This is a genomic window from Streptomyces jeddahensis (assembly GCF_001642995.1).
Lineage (GTDB): Bacteria > Actinomycetota > Actinomycetes > Streptomycetales > Streptomycetaceae > Streptomyces > Streptomyces jeddahensis.
On sequence record NZ_LOHS01000088.1, the window covers coordinates 47,969 to 69,482 of the forward strand.

The 21,514-nt window shown below is 68.9% G+C and carries 22 protein-coding genes; 8 read left to right on the plus strand and 14 right to left on the minus strand.

Going from position 1 to position 21,514, the window contains the following annotated elements; translation table 11 throughout:
• Nucleotides 1-58 precede the first annotated feature (58 nt).
• Nucleotides 59-565: a metallophosphoesterase family protein gene (locus STSP_RS19375; protein WP_067279776.1), complete on the plus strand. Its 507-nt coding sequence runs from the start codon at nucleotides 59-61 to the stop codon at nucleotides 563-565.
• Between the two features lie 45 nt (nucleotides 566-610).
• Here the strand turns inward: STSP_RS19375 and STSP_RS19380 are convergent, their stop codons facing one another.
• The 4 genes from STSP_RS19380 to STSP_RS19395 all read right to left on the minus strand — a co-directional run bounded on the left by STSP_RS19380 (nucleotide 611) and on the right by STSP_RS19395 (nucleotide 3,178).
• A complete protein-coding gene (locus tag STSP_RS19380; RefSeq protein WP_067279537.1) occupies nucleotides 611-1,057 on the minus strand; it encodes a nitroreductase family deazaflavin-dependent oxidoreductase in 447 nt (148 codons plus the stop codon).
• A 120-nt stretch (nucleotides 1,058-1,177) separates the two neighbouring features.
• Nucleotides 1,178-2,260, minus strand: a complete 1,083-nt coding sequence (locus STSP_RS19385) for an iron-containing redox enzyme family protein (RefSeq protein WP_078067316.1) — start codon at nucleotides 2,258-2,260, stop codon at nucleotides 1,178-1,180.
• On the minus strand, nucleotides 2,257-2,508 hold the full coding sequence (locus STSP_RS19390; RefSeq protein WP_067279540.1) for a CDGSH iron-sulfur domain-containing protein: 252 nt from the start codon (nucleotides 2,506-2,508) through the stop codon (nucleotides 2,257-2,259). Before STSP_RS19390 ends, STSP_RS19385 begins: the two co-directional genes overlap by 4 nt.
• Nucleotides 2,492-3,178: a HemK2/MTQ2 family protein methyltransferase gene (locus STSP_RS19395; protein WP_067279541.1), complete on the minus strand. Its 687-nt coding sequence runs from the start codon at nucleotides 3,176-3,178 to the stop codon at nucleotides 2,492-2,494. The genes STSP_RS19390 and STSP_RS19395 overlap by 17 nt, the downstream gene beginning before the upstream one ends.
• Before the next feature lie 412 nt (nucleotides 3,179-3,590).
• Here STSP_RS19395 and STSP_RS19400 point away from each other — a divergent pair, with 412 nt between their 5' ends.
• The 4 genes from STSP_RS19400 (at nucleotide 3,591) to ctaF (ending at nucleotide 7,520) form a co-directional block, all read left to right on the plus strand.
• Nucleotides 3,591-4,160 (plus strand): ATP-binding protein, encoded by a 570-nt coding sequence (locus STSP_RS19400; protein ID WP_067279544.1) that lies wholly within the window; start codon nucleotides 3,591-3,593, stop codon nucleotides 4,158-4,160.
• 268 nt (nucleotides 4,161-4,428) lie between these two features.
• Nucleotides 4,429-5,265 (plus strand): VOC family protein, encoded by an 837-nt coding sequence (locus STSP_RS19405; RefSeq protein WP_067279780.1) that lies wholly within the window; start codon nucleotides 4,429-4,431, stop codon nucleotides 5,263-5,265.
• Between the two features lie 129 nt (nucleotides 5,266-5,394).
• Nucleotides 5,395-7,134, plus strand: coding sequence for an aa3-type cytochrome oxidase subunit I (gene ctaD / locus STSP_RS19410; protein ID WP_078067317.1), 1,740 nt, complete (start codon nucleotides 5,395-5,397; stop codon nucleotides 7,132-7,134).
• Nucleotides 7,131-7,520 carry an aa3-type cytochrome oxidase subunit IV gene (gene ctaF / locus STSP_RS19415; protein ID WP_067279546.1) on the plus strand — a complete coding sequence of 130 codons (390 nt, stop codon included), beginning with the start codon at nucleotides 7,131-7,133 and terminating at the stop codon, nucleotides 7,518-7,520. Before ctaD ends, ctaF begins: the two co-directional genes overlap by 4 nt.
• Nucleotides 7,521-7,552: 32 nt before the next feature.
• Here the strand turns inward: ctaF and qcrB are convergent, their stop codons facing one another.
• The 4 genes from qcrB to STSP_RS19435 form a co-directional block, all read right to left on the minus strand.
• The gene (gene qcrB, locus STSP_RS19420; protein WP_078067318.1) at nucleotides 7,553-9,199 is read right to left on the minus strand and encodes a cytochrome bc1 complex cytochrome b subunit; all 1,647 of its coding nucleotides are present in this window, start codon (nucleotides 9,197-9,199) and stop codon (nucleotides 7,553-7,555) included.
• 182 nt (nucleotides 9,200-9,381) lie between these two features.
• Nucleotides 9,382-9,627: a DUF5133 domain-containing protein gene (locus STSP_RS19425; protein WP_067279548.1), complete on the minus strand. Its 246-nt coding sequence runs from the start codon at nucleotides 9,625-9,627 to the stop codon at nucleotides 9,382-9,384.
• Between the two features lie 300 nt (nucleotides 9,628-9,927).
• Nucleotides 9,928-10,428 carry an SPW repeat protein gene (locus STSP_RS19430; RefSeq protein ID WP_078067319.1) on the minus strand — a complete coding sequence of 167 codons (501 nt, stop codon included), beginning with the start codon at nucleotides 10,426-10,428 and terminating at the stop codon, nucleotides 9,928-9,930.
• A 189-nt stretch (nucleotides 10,429-10,617) separates the two neighbouring features.
• A complete protein-coding gene (locus tag STSP_RS19435; RefSeq protein ID WP_067279550.1) occupies nucleotides 10,618-11,679 on the minus strand; it encodes a PHP domain-containing protein in 1,062 nt (353 codons plus the stop codon).
• A 386-nt stretch (nucleotides 11,680-12,065) separates the two neighbouring features.
• Here STSP_RS19435 and STSP_RS19440 point away from each other — a divergent pair, with 386 nt between their 5' ends.
• Nucleotides 12,066-12,590 carry a hypothetical protein gene (locus tag STSP_RS19440; RefSeq protein ID WP_067279553.1) on the plus strand — a complete coding sequence of 175 codons (525 nt, stop codon included), beginning with the start codon at nucleotides 12,066-12,068 and terminating at the stop codon, nucleotides 12,588-12,590.
• A 151-nt stretch (nucleotides 12,591-12,741) separates the two neighbouring features.
• Here STSP_RS19440 and STSP_RS19445 read toward each other — a convergent pair whose 3' ends face one another.
• The 3 genes from STSP_RS19445 to STSP_RS19455 all read right to left on the minus strand — a co-directional run bounded on the left by STSP_RS19445 (nucleotide 12,742) and on the right by STSP_RS19455 (nucleotide 14,727).
• Nucleotides 12,742-13,104: a four-helix bundle copper-binding protein gene (locus STSP_RS19445; RefSeq protein ID WP_067279556.1), complete on the minus strand. Its 363-nt coding sequence runs from the start codon at nucleotides 13,102-13,104 to the stop codon at nucleotides 12,742-12,744.
• 173 nt (nucleotides 13,105-13,277) lie between these two features.
• Nucleotides 13,278-13,586, minus strand: coding sequence for a DUF4235 domain-containing protein (locus STSP_RS19450; RefSeq protein ID WP_067279559.1), 309 nt, complete (start codon nucleotides 13,584-13,586; stop codon nucleotides 13,278-13,280).
• 28 nt (nucleotides 13,587-13,614) lie between these two features.
• Nucleotides 13,615-14,727 (minus strand): glutathione S-transferase family protein, encoded by a 1,113-nt coding sequence (locus STSP_RS19455; protein WP_078067320.1) that lies wholly within the window; start codon nucleotides 14,725-14,727, stop codon nucleotides 13,615-13,617.
• Between the two features lie 211 nt (nucleotides 14,728-14,938).
• Here STSP_RS19455 and STSP_RS19460 point away from each other — a divergent pair, with 211 nt between their 5' ends.
• Entirely contained in the window at nucleotides 14,939-15,331 is a 393-nt protein-coding gene (locus tag STSP_RS19460; RefSeq protein ID WP_232789715.1) for a hypothetical protein, read from the plus strand.
• Between the two features lie 148 nt (nucleotides 15,332-15,479).
• On the opposite strand, the gene STSP_RS19465 is transcribed toward STSP_RS19460, so the two are convergent.
• Nucleotides 15,480-15,779, minus strand: a complete 300-nt coding sequence (locus STSP_RS19465) for a hypothetical protein (protein ID WP_067279564.1) — start codon at nucleotides 15,777-15,779, stop codon at nucleotides 15,480-15,482.
• Nucleotides 15,780-15,981: 202 nt separating this feature from the next.
• Entirely contained in the window at nucleotides 15,982-18,036 is a 2,055-nt protein-coding gene (locus STSP_RS19470) for an elongation factor G (RefSeq protein WP_067279567.1), read from the minus strand.
• Between the two features lie 188 nt (nucleotides 18,037-18,224).
• On the opposite strand from STSP_RS19470, the gene STSP_RS19475 reads away from it, so the two are divergent.
• Complete coding sequence (locus tag STSP_RS19475; RefSeq protein WP_232789716.1) at nucleotides 18,225-19,151, plus strand: class I SAM-dependent methyltransferase; 927 nt, start codon at nucleotides 18,225-18,227, stop codon at nucleotides 19,149-19,151.
• Nucleotides 19,152-19,364: 213 nt separating this feature from the next.
• Here STSP_RS19475 and STSP_RS19480 read toward each other — a convergent pair whose 3' ends face one another.
• The gene (locus STSP_RS19480) at nucleotides 19,365-21,440 is read right to left on the minus strand and encodes a beta-galactosidase (RefSeq protein WP_078067321.1); all 2,076 of its coding nucleotides are present in this window, start codon (nucleotides 21,438-21,440) and stop codon (nucleotides 19,365-19,367) included.
• Nucleotides 21,441-21,514 lie beyond the last annotated feature (74 nt).

A 21,514-nucleotide genomic window follows, 5' to 3' on the forward strand; every position in this document is an offset into this window, starting at 1 on the left:
TCGTGCTCGACGCGCTCCGCGGCACCACAGCCGGCAGGCCGCGGATACGGTGAAGAGCGTGCGCCTGCTGATCATGTCCGACACGCATCTGCCCCGCCGGGCCAGGGAACTTCCCGCCGAGCTCCTCGCGGAACTTCCGCACGCCGACGTGGTGATCCACGCCGGTGACTGGGTGGACACGGCCACCCTGGACCTGCTGGAGAGCCGGGCACGGCGGGTCATCGGCGTGTACGGCAACAACGACGGGCCCGAGCTGCGGGCGCGGCTGCCCGAGGTGGCGCGGGCGGAGCTCGGCGGTCTGCGCTTCGGAGTCGTCCACGAGACCGGCTCCGCCCAGGGCCGGGAACGCCGCTGCCGTGAGCGGTTCCCCGACCTGGATGTCCTGGTGTTCGGCCACAGCCACATCCCGTGGGACACCACGGCGCCCGGTGGCCTGCGGCTGCTGAACCCGGGTTCGCCCACGGACCGGCGGCGCCAGCCCCACTGCACGTACATGACCGCTGTCGTGGAGAAGGGCCGGCTGACCGACGTGCACCTGCACCGGTTGCCGCCGCGGACCGGGTGAAGCGACCCGCCGCCCACCCGTCACGCGACGGCCGGCACCGCCCGCTCAGTGATCCTCAGCCGCCGGCTCCAGCACGAAGACGGGGATCACCCGGTCGGTCTTCTTCTGGTACTCGGCGTAGTCCGGCCACGCCTCGACCGCGCGCTCCCACCACAGGGCCTTCTCCTCGCCCGTGACCTCACGCGCCGTCATGTCCTGGCGTACCGGACCGTCCTGGAGCTCGACCCTGGGGTCGGCCACGATGTTGTGGTACCAGACCGGGTGCTTCGGGGCGCCGCCCAGCGAGGCGACCACCGCGTAGACACCGTCGTGCTCCACCCGCATCAGCGGGGTCTTGCGGATCTTGCCGGTCCTGGCGCCGCGGGTCGTCAGGATGACCACCGGCTTGCCGCGCATCGTCGTGCCCTCGGTGCCGCCCGAGCTCTCGTAGAGCTCGACCTGATCACGCGCCCACAGGGTTGGGCTCGGCTCGTACTCGCCCTCAAGTGGCACAGAATCCTCCGTCGTTCCACTGCGTCTCTTCGCTGATGTCCCATCATCCTCGCCCGCACACGGTCTTCGGGCGATTACGCGAAACGGACTTGGAGGAGATCGGCCGACCCTGAGACGCGGTTACGAGGACGAGAGGTCCGGAAGAGGGGTGCGCAGCGCGGTGCGGTTGTCGCGCCAGGCCCCGAGAAGCCGGTTCCCGAGCCGCTCCTCGAGCACGCCGGTGGCCTCGACGCCGAAGGCCACGTCGGGAGCGAGCGCGGGCTCGTCGGCGAGCAGGCCGCCGATGACCTCATGGCGGACCACCTGCTCGTGCACGGCGTCGGCCTCCACGTGCTCGGCGTAGAAGCGCTCCGCGGCAGGACCGGCACCCGTACGGCGCATGGCCTCCGCGAGCCGCCGTGAACCGGGCGACGACGTCACCTCGACGAACGCGAAGTGCCCGACCAGCGCGCCGCGGAGGACCCGGTGCAGTCCGAACAGGGACATGAGATTGACCGTGGCCAGCCCCTCGGCCGGTGCGACGTCGACGTAGTGGCCGTAGGTGGTGTCAAGACCCAGGTCCGCCATCAGGTCGGCGAAGAGCTGGGCGTGGATGTCCTCCGCGTGGCCCGCGCCGAACTCGTCGTATTCGACGGCCACCATGGCGGCCTTGGCCCGGCCCCGCAGCCGAGGGATGACCCAGGCGTGCGGGTCGGCCTCCTTGAGGTGGTAGAGCGAACGCACCGCCGCGTACTCGCGCAGGTGCCACAGCTGCCCTTCGTTCCTCAGGAAGTGGGTGACGCTGGTGCCGTCGTCGCCGACCGGTTCGACCAGCAGATCCGCGAGCGCGTCGTCCACGCTCCGGCCATGCGGCGTGTCCTTCCGCAGCGCGGTGAGGAAGCGGTCCTCCAGGATGCCGCGCAGACCCAGCAGACCGGCGTTCCACTCGAGGTGGTCGTCGACCCCCTCGAAGCCCCTGTAGTGCATTTCGTAGAGGATGTAGAGGGCGAGCTGCAGATCCTCGCCGTACGGGTCGGCGCGGGCCACGTCCGCGTGCCCCGGCAAGGGGTGGGCAGCACCCTGCAGCGCCGGGATCACCGAGGCGGACAGGGCGCCGCGCGGCTGCGGAAGCACGGTACCGGCGGGCCGCCGGCGGAGCGACTGCACCAGCCTGCGCCGTTCTTCCCGTGGCGAGAGCACCGGGCCTTCCTGGGATGTGGTCATTCCGGGGCTCCGTCCGACCTGGGGCACGGCTGCTGCGGTTCGCCCCTGGCACGGCTGGTACGGCGGCGGTGGCTGGTGTCGCACCACGGATACGTACGGCTGCGCCGGCACGTGCAGATGGCCGCGGCGAACCGTTGCGAGGTCACCACGCTGCCGTCCTCCAGGACGACCTCCACGGGTCCCTCCACCACGATGGGACCGTCGCGGTCGATGGTGACGCGGCGGGGGCGGTCAGATGCGTTCGGCACGGACGACCACCAGCTCCTCCTGCTCGTCGTCGACGCCCAGCAGGCCGCGCGAGCGCAGCCACGACAGCCGGGAGCGGACGACCGGCCCGAACGGGACGGACATCCGGTCGGTGACCTCGGCCCACAGCCCGGCGGCCGAGAGGCGCTCCAGAGTGGCCTCGGTCCCGCACAGGGCGGAGTGCACGAGAAGCAGCCTGCCGTGCGGGCGCAGCAGGGACGGCGCTGTGTCGCAGATGCGGTCCACGAACGCCCGCCCGTCGGGACCGGCGTCCCATGAGCGGGCCGCGCCGTTCCGCGGCAGGGAGCCCGGCGGCGTCGGCACGTAGGGAGGGTTGCTGAGGACGATGTCGAACGACCGGCCGCGCACCGGCTCCAGCAGGTCTCCTCGGTGTACGGCGATGCGCCGCCGGGCCAGCAGCGCGTTGAGCCGGGCAGTCAGAACGGCCCGCCACGAGATGTCCGTCGCGGTGACACGGGCGCCCAGGCGCGCGGCGTACAGGGCCAGTGCTCCGCTTCCGGTCCCCACGTCGAGCACGTCCGCGCCGGGTCCCACGGCTTCCCGGCGCAGTGCCTCAGCCAGCAGATACGTGTCGTACTGCGGCGCGTACACCCCCGGCAGCGTGAAGACATGGTCCATCCCGGGCAGCCGCACGGCTGCTGCCGTGGTCATCCGACACCTCCGTCACGCGGCACACCGGCCACTCGCTTCTGTCGGGCTGCGGGTGCCCCGCCGGGGGTGATCCACACGTCAGGGAGCGGTGGCAGAGAGATCCGCCGCAGGTCCCGGCGGCGCGGTCGCGCGTTCGCCACACGCCCTACTCCGTATGGGGCGCGCCGGGCCGACCCGAGAGGCCACTCCATGTTGCGGTCGGGTTACACAGCGTGGCGGAACCGGCTGTTGTGCCGTAGGGAAAACCGCAGGTCAGAGCCGTGCTCGGCTACCCAGGGTGCTCCTGTTGCAGGAGTGGACTCATGCCCCCACGCTGGAGGCAACTCAGAAGCGACCACTGCTCACGCTTCGTGTTCGGGGCTCTCCCAGTCGGGAGGCGAACGCAATGAGCTTCGCGGGTGAGGAGCCAACGATGAACGTTCCGGTCAACAGCAGCTACTACATGGTCGAAGTAGAGGCGCGCCGCGAACGGGTTCCGCAGGTCAGGCGCATCGTGGCCGCGCATCTCAGGTACTGGAGGCTGGAGAACCACATCGGCCCCATGTGCCGCGGCGTCGACGAGCTGATGCTGAACGTCCTGGAGCACACGGGCGACGACAAGCGCTGCGTCGTCGAGCTGTGGTGGAACGGCAAGAACCTGATAGCCGCCGTGGCCGACTACGACCGCCGTATGCCGCGGCTGCTGGGCCCCACGCGGGGCGGTCTCGCGCGGATCGCGGCCATGAGTGACGGCTGGGGCGCCTGCGGTACCCCCGACGGCAAGCTCGTCTGGTTCTCGCGACGCGTCAAGGCCCTGGACCGCGAGCCGCTGGCCTGGTCCAAGCCCGCACCGTTCCTGCAGGAGGCGAAGCGGGCTCCGGAGAGCCCGTCGCTGGTCCCGGCGGGCCCGCCGCTCACCAGCCTCGACGACGTCGAGGAGCCGGACCGCGAGCTGGTCGAGGCCGTGCCCGCCGCCGCCCGTCTGGCGCGGCAGCGGGCCTGACGGTCCCCGGACCGCCGTGATGCATGGCGCGTTCATTGGTGCATTCATTACGGAATGCCCCTCCGTGTCCGGCGCTCGGAATTGGGTACTTGCCCATAGGCTCGGTGCCGCCGACGAGCGCCGCACGGCCTCCCGACGGACGATGGGCGTCCTGCACCGTGCGTACCCGGGGCAGCGGCTCCGGCGGACGCCCCTCGGCCGGAAGACAGAGGCGATCGTCGGCCCCAGGGGCCCGGCGAGCCTTCACACGAGCGAGACGCTGACTGCGATGGACAAGAAGACCACGGCACACCCCGCACCCACGACCACGAGCGATGCCGTCAACGGAGCACCCTGCTGGGTCAGCCTCATGACCCGCGATCTCGAAGACGCGCAGGAGTTCTACAGCGCTGTGCTCGGCTGGAACTTCCGGCCGGCCAGGCTCGGCGACGAGTTCAGCATCGCCCTCCTGCACGGCAGGCCGGTCGCCGGCATCGGCGCTCTCGCACACGCCCTGCAGGTGGCCGTGGCGTGGACGCCGTACTTCGCCGTCAGCAACGCCGACGAGGCCGCCTCGCGCATCCGGGAGCGGAGCGGCACGATCGCGGTCGGGCCGATGACCTTCTCGGCGGGACGCGGCGCGCTCGCAGCCGACCGTGACGGCGCCGTCTTCGGCATCTGGGAGGGCGAGCTCTTCGCCGGCTGGGGGACATGGGAGGACGACGAGGTGCCGGCGTGGGTGCGGCTGCGCACGCGGGACGCCTTCGAGGCGGCCATCTTCTACGGCGAGGTCCTGGGCTGGGCCAGCGGCAAAGCGGGCTCCTGCGAGGTCGAGTACCAGGACGAGGAAGTGCACCTGCGCTGCGGCGGACACGTCCTCGCCCGCCTCAGCTCCGGTGCCCTCGAAGCGGCGGCGGACCCGACGATCAGACCCCGCTGGCAGGTCATCTTCACGGTCCCCGACGTGGACGAGGCGGCGAAGGTGGCGGTGAAGCTCGGCGGCACGATCATGGAGGAGCAGACGACGAGCCTCGGCGAGGAGATCACTCTGCGCGACCCTGAGGGCGGTCTGTTCACCATCGCACCCCGCTCCGCCGACGTGGGCCAGGGTGCGCTGCGCACGTGACGCCGAACGCGTCCCGGGCCGCTGGACCGAACGGCCGAGCGCGGGTTTGCGGGTGCCCGGCCGCGGCTAAGCACCAGCCGCGCTGATGCCGTAGTGGCGTCAGGCCTGTCGCCGGCGTACGGAGGGTGCATGCCGCAGCTCGGCCAAGAGGTGGCGCAGCCGGCTGAGGCGGGGCCGAGCCGCCGTGTCGGCGCGGGGAACAGGCTGCTGACCTACCTGACGACCACCGACCACAAGGTCATCGGCAACATGTACATGGTGACCGCCTTCGGGTTCTTCCTGTTCGGCGGTTTCTTGGCGATGCTGATGCGGGCCGAACTCGCCCGGCCCGGGCTGCAGTTGATGTCGTCGGAGCAGTACAACCAGCTGTTCACCATCCACGGCACGGTGATGATGCTGCTCTTCGCCACGCCGATGTTCGCCGGCTTCGCGAACGCCGTGATGCCGCTGCAGATCGGTGCACCGGATGTGGCGTTCCCGCGATTGAACGCCTTGACCTACTGGCTGTTCCTCTTCGGCGGGCTGATCGTGGTCTCCGGGTTCGTGGTCCCGGGTGGAGCGGCCGCCTTCGGCTGGTTCGCGTACGCGCCCCTCAACAGCGCCGTCCGCGAGCCCGGCGCGGGCGGGAACCTGTGGGCGATGGGGCTGGTGCTTGCGGGCCTCAGCACCACGCTGGGGTCGGTGAACTTCATCGCCACCATCGTGTGCCTACGGGCGCCCGGCATGACGATGTTCCGGATGCCGATCTTCACCTGGAACATCCTCTTCACGTCCATCCTGGCGCTTCTTGCTTTCCCCGTACTGGCTGCCGCGCTGCTCTGCCTGGTCGCGGACCGGAAATTCGGTGCCCATATCTTCGACTCGCCCAACGGCGGCGCGATCCTCTGGCAGCACCTCTTCTGGTTCTTCGGCCATCCGGAGGTCTATATCGTCGCCCTGCCGTTCTTCGGCGTGGTCAGCGAGATCGTTCCGGTGTTCAGCCGCAAGCCGATGTTCGGCTATCTGGGCATGGTCACGGCCACGATCGTCATCACCATGCTCTCCGCGGTCGTCTGGGCCCACCACATGTTCGCCACGGGAGCGGTGCTGCTGCCGTTCTTCGCTCTCATGTCGTTCCTGATCGCGGTACCCACGGGAGTGAAGTTCTTCAACTGGATCGGCACGATGTGGCACGGCAGCGTCTCGTTCGAGGCACCGATGCTCTGGGCCCTCGGATTTCTGGTCACCTTTCTGCTCGGCGGGCTCAGCGGTGTGCTGGTCGCCTCGCCGCCGCTCGACTTCCACCTCACCGACACGTACTTCGTCGTGGCGCATCTGCACTACGTGCTGTTCGGAACCGTGGTCTTCGCGATGTTCGGCGGATTCTTCTTCTGGTGGCCGAAGTGGACCGGCCGCCTGCTCGACGAACGCCTCGGAAAAATCCAGTTCTGGACGCTGTTCATCGGATTCCAGGCGACGTTCCTCGTCCAGCACTGGCTCGGTGAGATCGGTATGCCGCGGCGCTACGCCGACTACCTTGCCGCAGACGGATTCACCCTCCTGAACATGGTCTCCACCATCGGAGCGTTCCTGGTGGGCCTGTCCAATCTGCCGTTCTTCTACAACCTGTGGAAGACCGCGAAACACGGACCCAAGGCCGAGACCGACGATCCCTGGGGATTCGGGCGTTCCCTCGAGTGGGCGACGTCCTGTCCTCCGCCGCGCCACAACTTCGTTGCACTGCCGAGAATCCGCTCCGACTCGCCAGCCTTCGACCTGCACCACCCCGAGGCCAGGACGAGAATCCGCACCGAGATTGGCAGAGAGGAACCAGCCGGAGAGGACAGGGAGAGACCCACCCCCGATTCGCACGGAAGGTACAGCGTGTGAAAACCGAAGCCCAGCTTTTCGCCGGGGTCGCGGGATTCTTCTTCGTCACCGGCCTCGGCTACGGCTGGTTCGCCCAGGACCCGGCCGGCACTGCGGCGCTGACCGTGTCGTTTCTGATGTCCGGCCTGATCGCGCTCTTCTTCACACGGAAATACCGGCTCGGCGGGAAGCGGCCGGAGGACCGGAGGCGCGGGGAAGTGGCCGAACGCGTGGGCGCGTTGGACTTCTTCCCGCCGCGCAGCGCCTATCCGCCGGTGACCGCTCTGGGCGCGGCCGTGGCAGCCCTGGGAGTCGTGTACGGCCTGTGGCTTTTCGTGATCGGGATGGGAGTGCTCGGCGCCGGTGTGGTCGGGTTGGTGTTCGAGTACGTCCACAGGGGCGAGTGACGGCTTCCCGCGCTGCAGACCGCCTTCTGCGACTACTGCCCGGCCTCACTCCTGGCCTCGCCGCCGGACGGTTCGGCGAGGGCCTCCTCGACTTTGCGCCGCTCCTCGGGCGTCATCGGCATCTCCACGCGGTCGCCGTAGTACCAGGAGCTCAAGCCGGACCGAAGCCGCTGCAGACGCGTGGCGGCCTGCGGCGGCGGGGGCAAGGGGCGGGGCACGTCGCGCACCAGGATGCGGTAGCGCCGTCCCGCCTCCACCGGGCGGTGGCTCTCGCTGATCCCGCCGTAGAGGCTCTGGCTCACCTCGCCGGTCTCCACCCCTTCGAGGAGCAACCGCCGCTCGTGGTCCTGCAGAGCCAGGCAGAGCCGCTTCGTGACGACGAAGGCCACGACGGGGCCGACGAAGACGGCGATACGGAAGATCCACGTCAGCGCATTGACGGAGACCAGGAACGAATACGCGATCACGTCATTGCCGCCCGCCAGCAGCAGGACCGCGTAGAACACGATGGCGGCGACGCCCAGAGCGGTACGGGTAGGCCGGTTGCGAGGCCGGTCGCACAGGTGGTGTTCCCGCCGGTCGCCCGTCACCCACCTCTCGAAGAACGGGTAGGCGAACAGCACCACGAACAGCACGCCAGGGAGGACCACCGCGGGGAGGAACACGTTCCACATCACCGTGTGCCCGGCCGCCGTGGTCTGCCACGGCGGCATGATGCGCATGGCCCCCTCCAGAAAACCCACGTACCAGTCGGGCTGCGCGCCCGTGGCGACCTGGTCGGTGCGGTACGGGCCGTACAGCCAGACGGGGTTGATCTGCGCGACCGCCGAAAGCCCGGTCAGCAGACCGAAGACCATGAAGAACAGGCCCGCGGACTTGGCGGTGAACTGGGGAAACATCGGGTGACCGACCACATTCCGGTTGGTCCGGCCGCGCGCGTTCCACTGCGTGTGCTTGAGATACACGACAAGGATCAGATGGACGGCGATCAGAGCAACCAGCAGGCCGGGCACCAGCAGAATGTGGACGACGTAGAGCCGGGGCAGGATGTCCTCGCCGGGGTAGGGTCCGCCCCAGATGAAGAAGCTGAGATAGGTGCCGAGGACCGGAATCGACATGACGATGGTGTGCGCCGTGCGCATCCCCGTGCCCGAGAGCAGGTCGTCCGGCAGTGAGTAGCCGGCGAAGCCCTCAAGAAGGGCGAGGAGGAACAGCGTCACCCCGATCGTCCAGTTGACCTCGCGCGGCTTGCGGAACGCACCCGTGAAGAAGATCCGCAGCATGTGCAGGCCGATGGCGGCGACGAACACCAGCGCCGCCCAGTGGTGGATCTGCCGGATCAGCAGCCCGCCGCGGACCTCGAAGCTGATGTCGAGCGTGGAGGCATACGCCTGCGTCATGGCCTGGCCCCGCAGGGGCTCGTAGCTTCCCTGGTAGATGCTCGGGGTCATGCCCGGGTCGAAGAAGAAGGTCAGATAGGTGCCTGTCAGGATCAGGACCACGAAGCTGTAGAGCGCGAGCTCGCCCAGCAGGAACGACCAGTGGTCCGGGAACGCTTTCCGCAACAGTCCCTGGCCCGCCTCGGACGCCGGCAGCCGGCCGTCGAGAGCCTCAAAACCGGTGACCGCCGCCGCCTGCGCAGACGCTGTCAGCCTCTCCCTCCGCTTGCGGAACAGCATGCGCCACCTTCGCTCCTGGTCACCACGGACGCGCTGAGTGTTCAGGTGTGCTGATGCGTAACCGGGGAGCGGTCCGGCCAATCGCGCGGGCAGTCGGGATTAGGCAGAACAGCGGCACAAGGACATGCAATCGCAGAAGGGCATGCAATTACCGAGCAATCACTTCTCACTAAGCAATCACTTCAGGTATCGGCTTCGTGCGGCACCTGGGCCTGTGCCCGCGAGCGGTGCGACGGCCACAGATAGCTCTCCGCCGCGAGGGCGGCCTCGCGTGCGTTGCGCCGGCCCATGAGTACGCACAAGGTGTACGCGGTGTCCTCGAACCTTCGGCGCACCGTGAGATTCGTCGGATCGGCGAGCATCATGCGTTCCCAGGCGCGATAACGGTTGAGAAGGCGGGCGACCCGTGCCTTGTCGGGCTGAAGCATTGCACTGCTCCCTCCGGACGGATGGGAATTCGTTATGCCGGGCGCCGAGCGGCCGAGCGCAAGAGCCACCCGAGCGGGCTATGTTGTTACGCCAGGCCGTGCGTCGGGCTGTACGCCGGGCTCCTCCACGAGTAATTTTCGCCCCTTCACCCGAATGCCTCTTGTTGGCCCTTCAACTTCACCGTACTCCCGTACAGCAGAGCAGCCGCGTACGCGCGGGCCGCAGGCTCCGTGGTACGCGGCTGACTCCTCGGTCGCATTGTGTGAAGGATTCACACCTCGGGCTTCGCGCCTCCGGTCTCAGACCTCAGGCCGCGTCTCCGTGCGCGTGAACGGCTCGGCGGTCGTCGCCCGGCCGGGCGTCGTGGTCTCGCGGCCGGTCTTCGCTGCTGCTCCGGCGCAGACGAGGCCGAGCAGGACGGTGAGGGCGCCGATGAGGACGTTGTTGAGAATGACGCCGGCGTCGGGGCCTCGACCGACCACCCACGGAGAGATGATCAGCCAGACGCCGATGGCGCACATGGCCCAGCTCAGGCCGTACATCCTGGCGGGGTTGACAGTGAAGCCCAGGGCCAGCAGGCCGATGGCGACCCCCATGATGAGGTTGTGCCCCACGAGCGCGGGCTCGCTGGCGCCGAAGTGGAGGATCCACGGGGATGCGGCACAGTACAGGCCGATGAGGAACACCGGCGCATCCACGAGTACCACATCACGTCCGCCCAGTATGCGGGCGTATCGGTCCCGCATCTCGGAAACGTCGGGGTGGGCGGTTATGTCTCCCCGGTGCGAAACGTCGGCCATGAGACTCGTCTCCTTACAGTTCCTGCAAGTCTGACCGCGTCGCGCGGCGGATGCCGCACATGTTCATTCTGCGCTTATTTCTTCTTTATGGATAGAGCAGAGAAATGGGGCGAATCGTTACAGTGGGTTACTGGGAGGTGGGTCGCGGCGGGCGGCCGTGGCCGGCCGGTGAGCGTTCTCAGCGCGGTTTCAGCGAGCGTGACGGGGCATCTCGCGCGTACGCGTCCAGGTCAGCAGCTCCTCCGCCGTCCAGCAGGTGATGACGCGCTCGGCAGGCACCCCGCACTCCTCGGCACGGGCGCAGCCCAGGATCTGCCAGTCGAGCTGGCCCGGCGCGTGCGCGTCCGTGTCGACGGAGAACAGCACGCCCGCCTCGAGAGCCTGACGCAGCAGACGCCGTGGTGGATCGAGCCGCTCCGGACGGCTGTTGATCTCCACCGCCGTGCCCGACTCGGCGCACGCCGCGAACACTTCGTCCGCGTCGAACTCCGACTCGGGCCGCCCGCGCCCGGTGACCAGCCGTCCGGTGCAGTGTCCGAGCACGTCCGCCAGCGGATTGCGTACGGCTGTGACCATACGGCGTGTCATCGCGGCGGCGTCCATGCGGAGTTTGGAGTGCACGGACACGACCACGACGTCGAGAAGCTCGAGCAGTTCGGGCTCCTGGTCGAGCGACCCGTCCGGCAGGATGTCGCACTCGATGCCGGTGAGCAGCCGGAACGGCGCCCATGTCGCGTTGAGTTCGGCCACCACCCGCAGTTGCTCCCGCAGCCGCTCGGCCGACAGGCCGCGCGCCACGGTCAGCCGTGGGGAGTGGTCGGTGAGCGCCGCCCATTCGTGTCCCAGCTGCGCCGCCGTCCGTCCCATCTCCTCGATGGGGCTGCCGCCGTCGGACCAGTCGGAGTGCATATGGCAGTCGCCGCGCAGCAGCGCACGCAGCCGCTCACCGTGGCTCCCGGTGCCACCGTCCGTGCCGCCGTCCGCGCCCTGGGGCGACGCGGTCTCCTGCTCGAGCCGTTCCAGATAGCCGGGCACGTCACCGGCCAGCGCCTCGCGCACCACGTTCGCCGTCTTGGGGCCGATTCCCTTCACCGCTTCCAGCGTCCCTGCGGCGAGCCGGTCCGCCAGCTCCTGGTCCGTCATGGCCGCGACGACGTCGGCAGCCGTGCGGAAGGCCCGCACACGGTAGGTGGGCGCCTGGGTCCGCTCCAGCAGGAACGCGATCCGCTTGAGCGCCTCGACGGGGTCCATGGTCACCTCCTGCCTGCGGACCGGCCCCTGCGCGACCTGGCCCGCGACGTCGCGGGCCCGCCGCTCCAGGTTCGCTCAGGCGCCTGAGCGCCGCACGGCGTGCGCACCGCTTCTCGCCAGGGAGCGGTGGCGGCTGCCGTACGGGAACTGGCGACCCATTGAGACGCGTGTCATTCCGCCCACAGCAGCGGCGATCAAGAGACCGTACGTGATGTGCGACACCGGGACTCGAGCAGAAAACGACTCTTATTGATCATTTCCCGACCGGATGCCCTGGTCACCGGGTACGGAACCGAAAAAAGTGGGGAACGATGTTGGATTCGGGTATTTGACACCCCGCTGCGCGCGCGGGTAGGAAACAGCTCTGTGGAGCCGAGGGGTGAATTGTGCACGAACCGAACATCGTGGGGGACTGGCAGGAGTACGACGACGAGCACCCAGGTCTCCGGGTTCGTGTCCATGATCTGAAAAAGGACGAGCCGCCGCGGGGTCGCGACGACCACGCGAAAGATCTCACGTACTTCAGCTTCCGCGTAACCGTCGAGAATCGCTCGGGGGAATCGATCGCGCTTCAGCTCGAGGACGGCCAACTGGACGTCCGCATCGGCGGCGACGGCGAGGGCGCGTTTCTCGACTGGCGCAATTCCCAGTTCATCGAGGGCTTCGACGTCTACCCCCTGCGCCGCGCCACAGCGACGATCTTCGCCGCCGGTCCGGAGGACCAGCTGGAGATCGTCGACGTTCAGGTCCAGTTGAGGGCCGACGAGGAATGGACCCGGCGTTGCGTGTGGGTGGGCGGCATCGGCGTGCCGCAGCCGTCGGCGTGCGGCGGAAAGCGGCCCGGCGCCGCCAAGGACAGCATCGCCGCGCAGGTCAGCCGCTATCTCGAAGGGGAGACCGGCACGGCCTGACGGCCTGATGCCGCGACTCCGGCACCGGCAGAGCACCGGCCGGTACCGAAGACGCGCGGGAATCCTCCGGCACCGGCCGGTACCGAAGACGCGCGGGGCGCCTCCGGCACCGGCCGCGCGATTCGCGGTCGGATCAGCGGGTCTCCGTGGCTCAGGCCGCGGCGCCCGCCATCGTGCGGCACATCTCCGCGCAGCGGCGACAGGACTCCGCACACCGCATCATCAGCGGATCCTCCGGCATGCCCATACACGCCTCGGCGCACATGTCGCATGCCCTGGCGCACATCCGGCACATCTCGGCCGCCATGGGCGACCTGCGCATCATCATGTCCGCGCATATGCGGGTGATCTCGGTGCAGTCCATCAGCGCCCGCATGATCTGCATCTGGGCCTGACCACCCATCTGCAGGCAGGAGCTCATGCTCTCCTCGCAGATGCTGTGGCACGACATGCACGCGTCGACGCAGTCCTGCATCTCCTTGCTCAGCGTGGTGGTGGTTCCGGGCTGCTGCATGACTCCTCCTCCGGTTGACGGGACCCCGGTCGGGTCCCCTCGCCCTTCCGTCGTACGCCTGCCCGCCACGGCGCGCCATCGGGCGGACTCGAACAGTCCATGCGAGGGCGCGGCGTAAGCCGTAGCGCAGCCGAAACGAGCCATGGCGCCGGTCAGGCAGCAGACGGGCGGCGTCAGTCCCTGCCACCACCCTTGCCGTCCTTCCCGCTCTCCGGCCAGACGCCGGTCGTGCGCTCGATGGCCTTGGCGCCGGCCCGGTCGACCGCACTGCGGACGACGGCGAAGATCGCTCCCTGAACGGCGGCTGCCAGCAGCACCTCGCGCCAGCTCCGTTCCCGGTCGAGGGCGTCCGGGGCGTCCTCCTCGTGGCGCAGAGCCTTCCACGTCGCCTGGAAGGCCAGACCGGCCAGCGCTCCACTCGCCCATCCGAGCAAGAAGCCGAACGGTTTGTAGACGACCGGAAGCTTCTTCTTCTTGCGCACCTGAATCTCCTTCGTTCGGTCTGTGGGGTCAGGGACGCCCGGTTGCCGGGACCTCCTCGGCCGGAGGCACCGGCCCTGGCGGCGTGCCGTCGCCGAACGGCCGCCCGCCCAGTTCCTGCCGGTGGTGGGCCGTGAGCCACCCGGCCACATCCGGGCCGACGGGCACGATGCGGGTCGGGTTGATGCCGGTGTGGACGCGGTAGTAGTGCCGTTTGATGTGGCCGAAGTCGACGGTGTCGCCGAAGCCGGGCGTCTGGTAAAGGTCGCGGGCGTACGCCCACAGGACGGGATCCTCCGCCAGCTTCCACCGGTTGCACTTGAAGTGGCCGTGGTAGACCGCATCGAAGCGGACCAGCGTGGTGAACAAGCGGATGTCCGCCTCCGTGAGCGTGTCTCCGACGAGGTAGCGGCGGTCGGCGAGCCGCTTCGAGAGCGCTTCCAGGCGCCGGAAGACACCGGTGCAGGCTTCCTCGTATTCGCTCTGGCGCGTCGCGAAGCCCGCCCGGTACACGCCGTTGTTGACGTCACGGTAGATGTCCGCCATGACCTCGTCGATCTCGTCGCGCAACCGTTCCGGATAGAGGTCGGGCGCGCCCGGGCGGTGCAAGGCCGTCCACTCGGTGGCGAAGTCCAGCGTGATCTGCTGGAAGTCGTTGGTGACGAGCCGGCCGCTGGGTACGTCCACGATCGCCGGCACGCTGACGCCGTCGGGGTAGCCGGTCTCGCGGGCGTCGTAGGCCTCGCTGAGGTAGCGGATGCCGAGCACGGGATCGCGGCCGTCGGGGTCGAGCGTGAAACGCCAGCTGCGGTCGTCCTGGATGGGATCCGCCACGGCCAGGGAGAGAGCGCTCTCGAGACCCAGCAGGCGACGCGAGACCAGGGAACGGCTCGCCCATGGGCAGGCACGGCTGGCCACCAGGCGGTAGCGGCCTGCCTCGACCGGCCAGCCGTCCCTTCCGTCCGCGGTGATGCGGTCCGTGAAGTGGCTCCTGGACCGGGTGAAGGTCCTGCGCCCGTACTCGGCGTTGCCTCCGTCGCCGCTACTGTCGCCGCCGTTGTGGCCGTGGTCGAGGCTGTTGCCGCCGTTGTGGCTGTGGCTGTTGCCGTCGCGGCGGCGGCTGCCGGGGTCGGTCCGGCTCATTCCTGGTCTCCCTTCTGAGCCTGTGGGAAGTGATGCCTGTGAGACCAGTGCGACTTGTGTCTGGTCGGGCCGGTCAGAAGGCGTCATAGGACGAGTGCCCCTATTCCGTCCTCTTCCGCCTGCTCGTTTCCACTCCACGTCGGTGTCCGGCCATGCCGTCGGAGCGTCGACGTCGTAGGTAGCGTGTGGTCTCGCTGATGTCGTGAGGTCGATGACGAGATACGAGGAGTGCGGCGTGCTCAGTGGCGTGCTGATCGGAGAGAGCCTGCGTGTGGGCAGTGTGCTGAACAGCGTTCCCCTGCACGTCACGTCGGTGCGGAGGATCGAGGTCGGCGATGCGGCGGACGGGCAGCCCGGGCGCTGGACCCTGCTGGACTTCCAGGCCCCGGAGGCCGACGCGGAGCGGCTGGCCGAGGCGATCGCCGGGTGCCTGGAGCCGACGGGCGGGTGGTACGTCAACTACAACACCACGACCGAGGCGTTCGTGGTGTTCGCCGGTCGTGTTTTCCGCTACCCACGAGGGGATGCCGCCTCGCGGGCCGAGGTGCAGGCGTACGGCCGCTCGGTCGGCGTTCCCGACCAGCAACTGGACTGGGAGGACTGAGCATCCGCCGTCCGCAGGCGCGGAATGCTTCGCGGCCAGACGCGGCATCCGACGCCGAAGCCGGACGCCGAGGCGGGCCGGTCCGTGGCGGGCGGGCGATACCGGTGCCGGTGGTGCACCGGTCGCCCGTTCGCGTCGTTCCCGTGCCTCAGCCCAGTACCACCGAGGCAGCCGCCGCGATGATGGTGGCGAGTGAGGTCGCGAGCATGGCCGCTCGGACGGTGAGGCCGTTCAGCTCGCCCGGCTGCGCCGCGTACGCAAGGGTGGTCCAGCCGGGGGCGGAAAGGTTCCTGCGTACTGTCTGATCATCGGTGCGACGTTTCTCCGACTCGCGCAGCTGTTCACACCACGGGCAGTCCTCCGCGTGACCGACGGGGCTGTCCAGCCAGTAGGCCCCTGTGAGCTGCGCGTCGGGCGTCGGAATCGGATTACCAGCAGAAGCGTTCATGCTTTGACCAACGTCCGTCGCGATCGCGTGGCAATGCATCCGAGTGGTTCTGCAACCGTCCCGTTATCAAGGTCTCGATTTCTGTCGATCACTCGACGTACGCCTGATCGAGGCCGGCGCTGCCCCCCTGCCACGGCGCGGCCCGGTGCATCTGTGCCCACCCTCTCCGCTGCCCGCCACGGCACCGTCACCCGTCGGGCCGTCAGACCCGGCGCACCACATGGATCAGGTACTCCTTGCGGTTGAGCGGGTTGTGGTCGGTGCGCGGGCGTGTCGGTGGTGTGCCCCGGACCGGTTCGTAGCGGTCGAAGGCGCATTCCAGTACGCCCTCACCGCGCGTCAGGCCTGGCAGCAGTTGCTCCAGTTCGTGCACCCGGGCGGCGGGGATGTCGCCTTCCAGCGCGGTGGTCGTCCCGTGCGTGGACGGTGTACGCGGGACGGCACGCAGCCGAGCCAGTACGGGAAGCAGCGGTCCGAAAAGATCGGACGGGATCTCGAGCCGGAACCGGTGCATCGGTTCGTACACCGTGGTGCCGGCCTGGCGCAGGGCGGTCATCAGGACGAGCGGTGTCAGATTGCGGAAATCGCCGGCCGTACTCGACATGCTCTTGTCGAAGACGCCGTGGGAATGGCTCTGCCGCGCCCAATAGCCCGAGTGCGTCATGGTGACCGTGCAGTCCGTGACCTGCCATCCGTGCATTCCCTCGCGCAGGGTGTCGTGGACGGTTTCCTCCACCGCCTTGATGAACGAGAACGGCATGGAACCGAGTTCGACCTCCAGGCGGAAAGTGATCCCTGAGCCGATGGGTGCCGGATCGATCCGGAGCCCGACTGTGGCGAGAAACGGATTGGTCTGCTTTCCGATCATCTCGGCGGCAGAACCCGTACCCGCGGGCCGCTCGATGCAGATGGTCGTCGACTCGCGGAAGGTGACGTCCAAGCCGAAGTCATCCGCCAGCGTCGCCTGGATGACCTCTTTCTGCACTTCACCGTAGAGCGAAACGGACACCTCCTGGCGCACGTCGTCCTGCCGCAGATTGATCAGCGGATCCTGTTCGGCGAGCTGGGCCAGTGCGGTATGCAGCGCACCCTTGTCGGTGGGGTGGCCGGGAATCACGACCGTTTCGAGGGTCGGTGGAGCGAAGTGGCCGCCCGCCGAGGGGATCTCGCGCGGCACGCCGATCTCGTCGCCGATGCGGATGTCGCCGAGGCCCCAGAGCTTCCCGATCTGCCCAGCCGTGACGGACGATCGCCGGACGGCCGAGCCGTGCTCGAACACGCTGATCGCGGTGACTTTCGCTGCCTCGTCTGTCCGGTTTCCCACCGGATTCCGTTCATGCGGATTTCCGGGATCGCTGTCGTGTTTCCCGTGGGCGTGGCGGAAGTTCAGCGTGTCCCGCGTGCGCACGGTTCCAGAGATCATCCGTACGTATGCGATCTTCTCCCCGGCCGGACCGCGTTCGACCTTGAACACGGTGCCGGAGACCGGCCCGTCCACATCGCCCTGCGCCGCAGGCAGCAGTTCCTTGATACCGGCCATCAGCGCATCCACCCCCGCGCCTGTGATGGCTGAGCCGAAGAACACCGGGTGGACCGTCGCCTGCCGGGTCTGTGCCGCCAGTTGGTCGTGGAGCCGTTCGTGCGAAAGGGTCGTCTCATCCTCGACATAAGCGGCAAGGAGCGCGTCGTCCGGATCGGCGAGCACGTCCACCAGCAGGGACCTGAATTCCTTGTCGTCTGCGGCGTAGGGCGTGTACCGGGCATCGCGGGTGCCGAGCCCGTCCGTCGAGCCCATCGGGATCGACGACGGGCCGAGTTTCTCTGAGATGCGCCGTAGTACGCCGTCGTATTGCGCGCCGCTGCGGTCGATCTTGTTCACGAAAACCAGCGTGGGAATGCGCAACCGCTGCAGCGTCCGCATCAGTACGCGGGTCTGCGCCTGTACGCCTTCCACAGCGGAGACGACGAGCACCGCGCCGTCGAGCACAGTGAGCACCCGCTCCACCTCGGCGATGAAATCCGGGTGGCCGGGGGTGTCGATCAGATTCACCGTGATGTCGTCGATGGCGAAGGAGACGACGGCGGACTTGATCGTGATGCCCCGTTGCCGTTCCAGTGCCAGGGAATCCGTCTGAGTGCTGCCCTGGTCGACGCTGCCGATCTCGTCGATGACACCGGTGGCGTGCAGCAGTCGTTCGGTCAGGCTCGTCTTACCGGCGTCGACGTGCGCGAGAATTCCCAAGTTCAGTGTTTTCACTGCGTGCCATGTCCTTCGGATACGTGACGATTCCGTGCTTGGTGGACATGAACGCAGTGCGCATGTACTGCTCCTTGGTGGTCAGTCGGTAGTTCGGTCTTCGGTAGTGCAGCAGACGGGCCGACCGGCGGGCAACCGAATTGTTCCGTTCCCAATTCGGTGGCGCTACGGGGGAGGGGGTCGCTAGCGTGACGCCGGTGATCTACGAGCATCCATTGGCCTATCTGCTCGGCCTGGAAGGCATAGCCCTGTTGCGTTCGTTCACCGGCGAGGGAGGCCGCGAGTTCGGAGACCGCGAGTTCGTCGACTCGCGCATCGCCGAGATGCGCAAGCTGCTCCACGACGAGTCGCTGGCCGGCGCGGCCGTGGAGGTCGCTCGCGTGAGCACGGTCGACGGCTACCGCATCTGGTCGGAAACGTATGACGGCCCCAACTCGGCGTTCGCCTTCGACGAGCCCGTGGTCAAGGAGATCGTCGCCGAGCTGCCGAAGGGCGTCGCCCTGGACGCCGCGTGCGGCACCGGGCGGATCGGCGCCCTGCTGGCCGAGCAGGGCCACCAGGTCATCGGCGTCGACAGCTCGCCCGACATGCTCGCGCGGGCACGTGAACGGGTGCCGGACGGCGCGTTCCACCTGGGCGACCTGCACCGGCTGCCGGTGGCCGACGACGCCGTGGATCTGGTCGTCTGCTGCCTGGCGTTGACGCATGTTCCCGACCTCAAGCTGGTCATGGCGGAGTTCGCCCGGGTACTGCGGCCGGGCGGACACCTGGTGATCGCCGACATGCATCCGGAGTGGGTGGCGCGGGGCTCGATTCCGCCCGTGCGCCTGCCGGACGGGCGACCGGGACGGCTGGAGACCTACCGCCACCCGACCGGGGACTACCTGCGCGCCGCGCTCCCGGTGGGGTTGCAGGTGCGCCGGTGTGAGGAACCCGTGGAACCGGCGGGCAAACGGTCGCAGGCGGAGGATCCGCCCAGGGCACGCATGACGGAACTGGGGCCGTGGGAACTGTGGCCCTGGTGTCTGGCGGACCTGGTGCCTGAAGCGGCGGGGGCCGCCAACGCCGGAGTTCCAGCGGTGATCATCTGGCATTTCCAGCTGGCTGGGCCCTGAGGCCGACCGCGTGAGGTCGACCGGGCCGTGAGAGGGGTCTGAGACGCCGCTGAGAGCGGTCTGAGACGCCGCTGTCCGGGCGCGCCCCCACGACGCACCCGGACAGCGGGTTCCGGCTCAGCGGCGCGCCGTCCCGGCATGAACACGGCCGGGACAGCCGCCCCGTCGGCCTACCGGTGCGCCCCGAACCAGGCGAAAACCGACCAGCAGCTTTCAGCCGTCGAGGCGTACGACCCGCACGGCGCCCGCGGGCACCGCGAGGCGGCCTGCGGCGCGCTCGCCCGTCAGCAGCTCGGTGCCGTGGGATTCCAGCGGCACCTTGGCGTCCGAAGCCGTGTGGTTGATCGCGAACAGATAGGTGCCGGACTCGCCGGAGCGGGTCACCACCTCCACGTCGCGGGGGAGGTCGGCGCGCGGCGCGATCCTCGCGTCGTCGCAGGCCCAGCCCAGGAGGACGTCCAGGTCGCGAGGCGCGAGACGCGTGGAGACATACCAGGCCGTGCCCTTGCCGAGGCGGTTGCGGGTGACGGCCGGGCCTCCGGCGGCGAGCCCGTCCGCGTACGTCCAGACGGTGTCCGCGCCGCGCGGGGTGACGAACTCCGTCCACACGTCGGCGGAGAGCTCGGAGCCGTCCTCCGCGGTGATCCGGACCTTCTCACCCTCCAGCAGCGGCGAGAACTCCTCGACGGTCAGACCGAGCACGTCCCGCAGGGCTCCCGGGTACGGGCCCTCGTGGACGGCGTCGTGCTCGTCGACGATGCCGGAGAAGTAAGAGACGACGAGGGTGCCGCCGTTCTCGACGTACGCGCGGAGGTTCCGGCCCGCGGCCTCGGTGGCCAGGTAGAGCGCCGGGACGACGACAAGGGGATACGCCGACAAGTCGCTTTCGGGGTGGGCGAAGTCGACCGTGAGGTGGCGGTCGTACAGCGCCTCGTAGAACGCGTCGGCACGCTCGCGTGCGTCGTGGTCCTCGCTGGGCCGCCACTCCAGGGACTGCGCCCACCAGGACTGCCAGTCCCACACCATCGCGACGTCGGCGACGGTCCGCGTACCCTGCAGCGACCTCAACGCCTCGACGTCCGCGCCCAATTGGACCACCTCGCGCCACACCCGCGAGTCCGTGCCGGCGTGCGGCAGCATCGCCGAGTGGAACTTCTCGGCACCGCGCCGGGACTGCCGCCACTGGAAGAACATCGCGCCGTCGGAGCCGCGCGCGACATGCGTGAGGGAATTGCGGGCCATCTGGCCGGGTGCCTTCGCCGGGTTGCGGGGCTGCCAGTTGACGCCGGACGTGGAGTGCTCGAGGAGCAGCCAGGGCGCGCCGTCGCCCACGGAGCGGGTGAGGTCGGCGGCCATCGCGAGGTTGACGTGCGTACGGCGGCCGTCGGTGATCAGGTAGTGGTCGTTGGTGACGATGTCGACCTCGCGGCCCCACGCCCAGTAGTCGACGGAGTCGCACTGGCTGAGCGCCGTCATGAAGTTGGTCGTCACCGGGACGCCGGGGGACTGGCGGTGCAGGATGTCGCGCTCGCGCACGAAGTTCTCGCGCATGGTGGCGTCGGCGAAGCGGCGGTAGTCGAGCTGCTGGGCCGGGTTGGCGGCCGTGGGCGTCAGGCGGGGCGGGTCGATCTGGTCGAAGTCGGCGTACCGCTGGCCCCAGAAGGCCGTGCCCCAGGCCTCGTTGACCGCCTCCACCGAGCCGTACGTGGTGGCCAGCCAGCGGCGGAAGTGCGCGGCGCAGCTGTCGCAGTAGCAGGCGGAGACCGGCACGCCGTACTCGTTGTGGACGTGCCACATGGCCAGTGCGGGGTGGGATCCGTAGCGCTCGGCGAGCTGTGTGGTGATGGCCGCCGCGGCCTCGCGGTAGTCCGCGTTGCTGTGGCAGATCGCGCCGCGTGAGCCGAACCCCAGACGGACGCCCTCACGGGTCACCGGCAGTGCGTCGGGATGGGCCTTGTAGAACCAGGCCGGCGGGCAGACGGTGGGGGTGCCGAGGTCGGCGCGGATGCCGTTCTCGTGCAGCAGGTCCAGGAGCCGGTCGAGCCAGCCGAAGTCGTGGACTCCGGGTTCCGGCTCGAGCAGGGCCCAGGAGAAGATCCCGACGCTCACCATGGTGACGCCGGCCTCCCGCATCAGCGCGACGTCCTCCTGCCAGACGCTCTCCGGCCACTGCTCGGGGTTGTAGTCCCCGCCGAAGGCCAGCCGGGTGAGGCCCTTGGGTGCTGCGGCCCCCGCGACCGCAGGGGGAGCCGACTTCGCGGTCTGCGCCACTTCCGAGCCGTCCGGCATGGATGTCTCCTGAAACAATCGATCAATTGGGAACGTGCACACACAGCGGCGGCGACGTCAGTCAAACATAACCG

Coding starts and splice junctions, on each gene's coding strand:
- STSP_RS19435 (WP_067279550.1), bottom strand. CDS start 11,679: ATGGACCCCGTCGAGGCGCTCAAGCGGATCGCGTTCCTGCTGGAGCGG.
- qcrB (WP_078067318.1), bottom strand. CDS start 9,199: ATGCTGTTCCGCAAGCGGAGGGAGAGGCTGACAGCGTCTGCGCAGGCG.
- STSP_RS19395 (WP_067279541.1), bottom strand. CDS start 3,178: ATGACCACGGCAGCAGCCGTGCGGCTGCCCGGGATGGACCATGTCTTC.
- STSP_RS19385 (WP_078067316.1), bottom strand. CDS start 2,260: ATGACCACATCCCAGGAAGGCCCGGTGCTCTCGCCACGGGAAGAACGG.
- STSP_RS19465 (WP_067279564.1), bottom strand. CDS start 15,779: ATGAACGCTTCTGCTGGTAATCCGATTCCGACGCCCGACGCGCAGCTC.
- STSP_RS19400 (WP_067279544.1), top strand. CDS start 3,591: ATGAACGTTCCGGTCAACAGCAGCTACTACATGGTCGAAGTAGAGGCG.
- STSP_RS19455 (WP_078067320.1), bottom strand. CDS start 14,727: ATGAGCCGGACCGACCCCGGCAGCCGCCGCCGCGACGGCAACAGCCAC.
- STSP_RS19480 (WP_078067321.1), bottom strand. CDS start 21,440: ATGCCGGACGGCTCGGAAGTGGCGCAGACCGCGAAGTCGGCTCCCCCT.
- ctaD (WP_078067317.1), top strand. CDS start 5,395: ATGCCGCAGCTCGGCCAAGAGGTGGCGCAGCCGGCTGAGGCGGGGCCG.
- STSP_RS19405 (WP_067279780.1), top strand. CDS start 4,429: ATGGACAAGAAGACCACGGCACACCCCGCACCCACGACCACGAGCGAT.
- STSP_RS19460 (WP_232789715.1), top strand. CDS start 14,939: ATGACGAGATACGAGGAGTGCGGCGTGCTCAGTGGCGTGCTGATCGGA.
- STSP_RS19445 (WP_067279556.1), bottom strand. CDS start 13,104: ATGCAGCAGCCCGGAACCACCACCACGCTGAGCAAGGAGATGCAGGAC.
- STSP_RS19430 (WP_078067319.1), bottom strand. CDS start 10,428: ATGGCCGACGTTTCGCACCGGGGAGACATAACCGCCCACCCCGACGTT.
- STSP_RS19425 (WP_067279548.1), bottom strand. CDS start 9,627: ATGCTTCAGCCCGACAAGGCACGGGTCGCCCGCCTTCTCAACCGTTAT.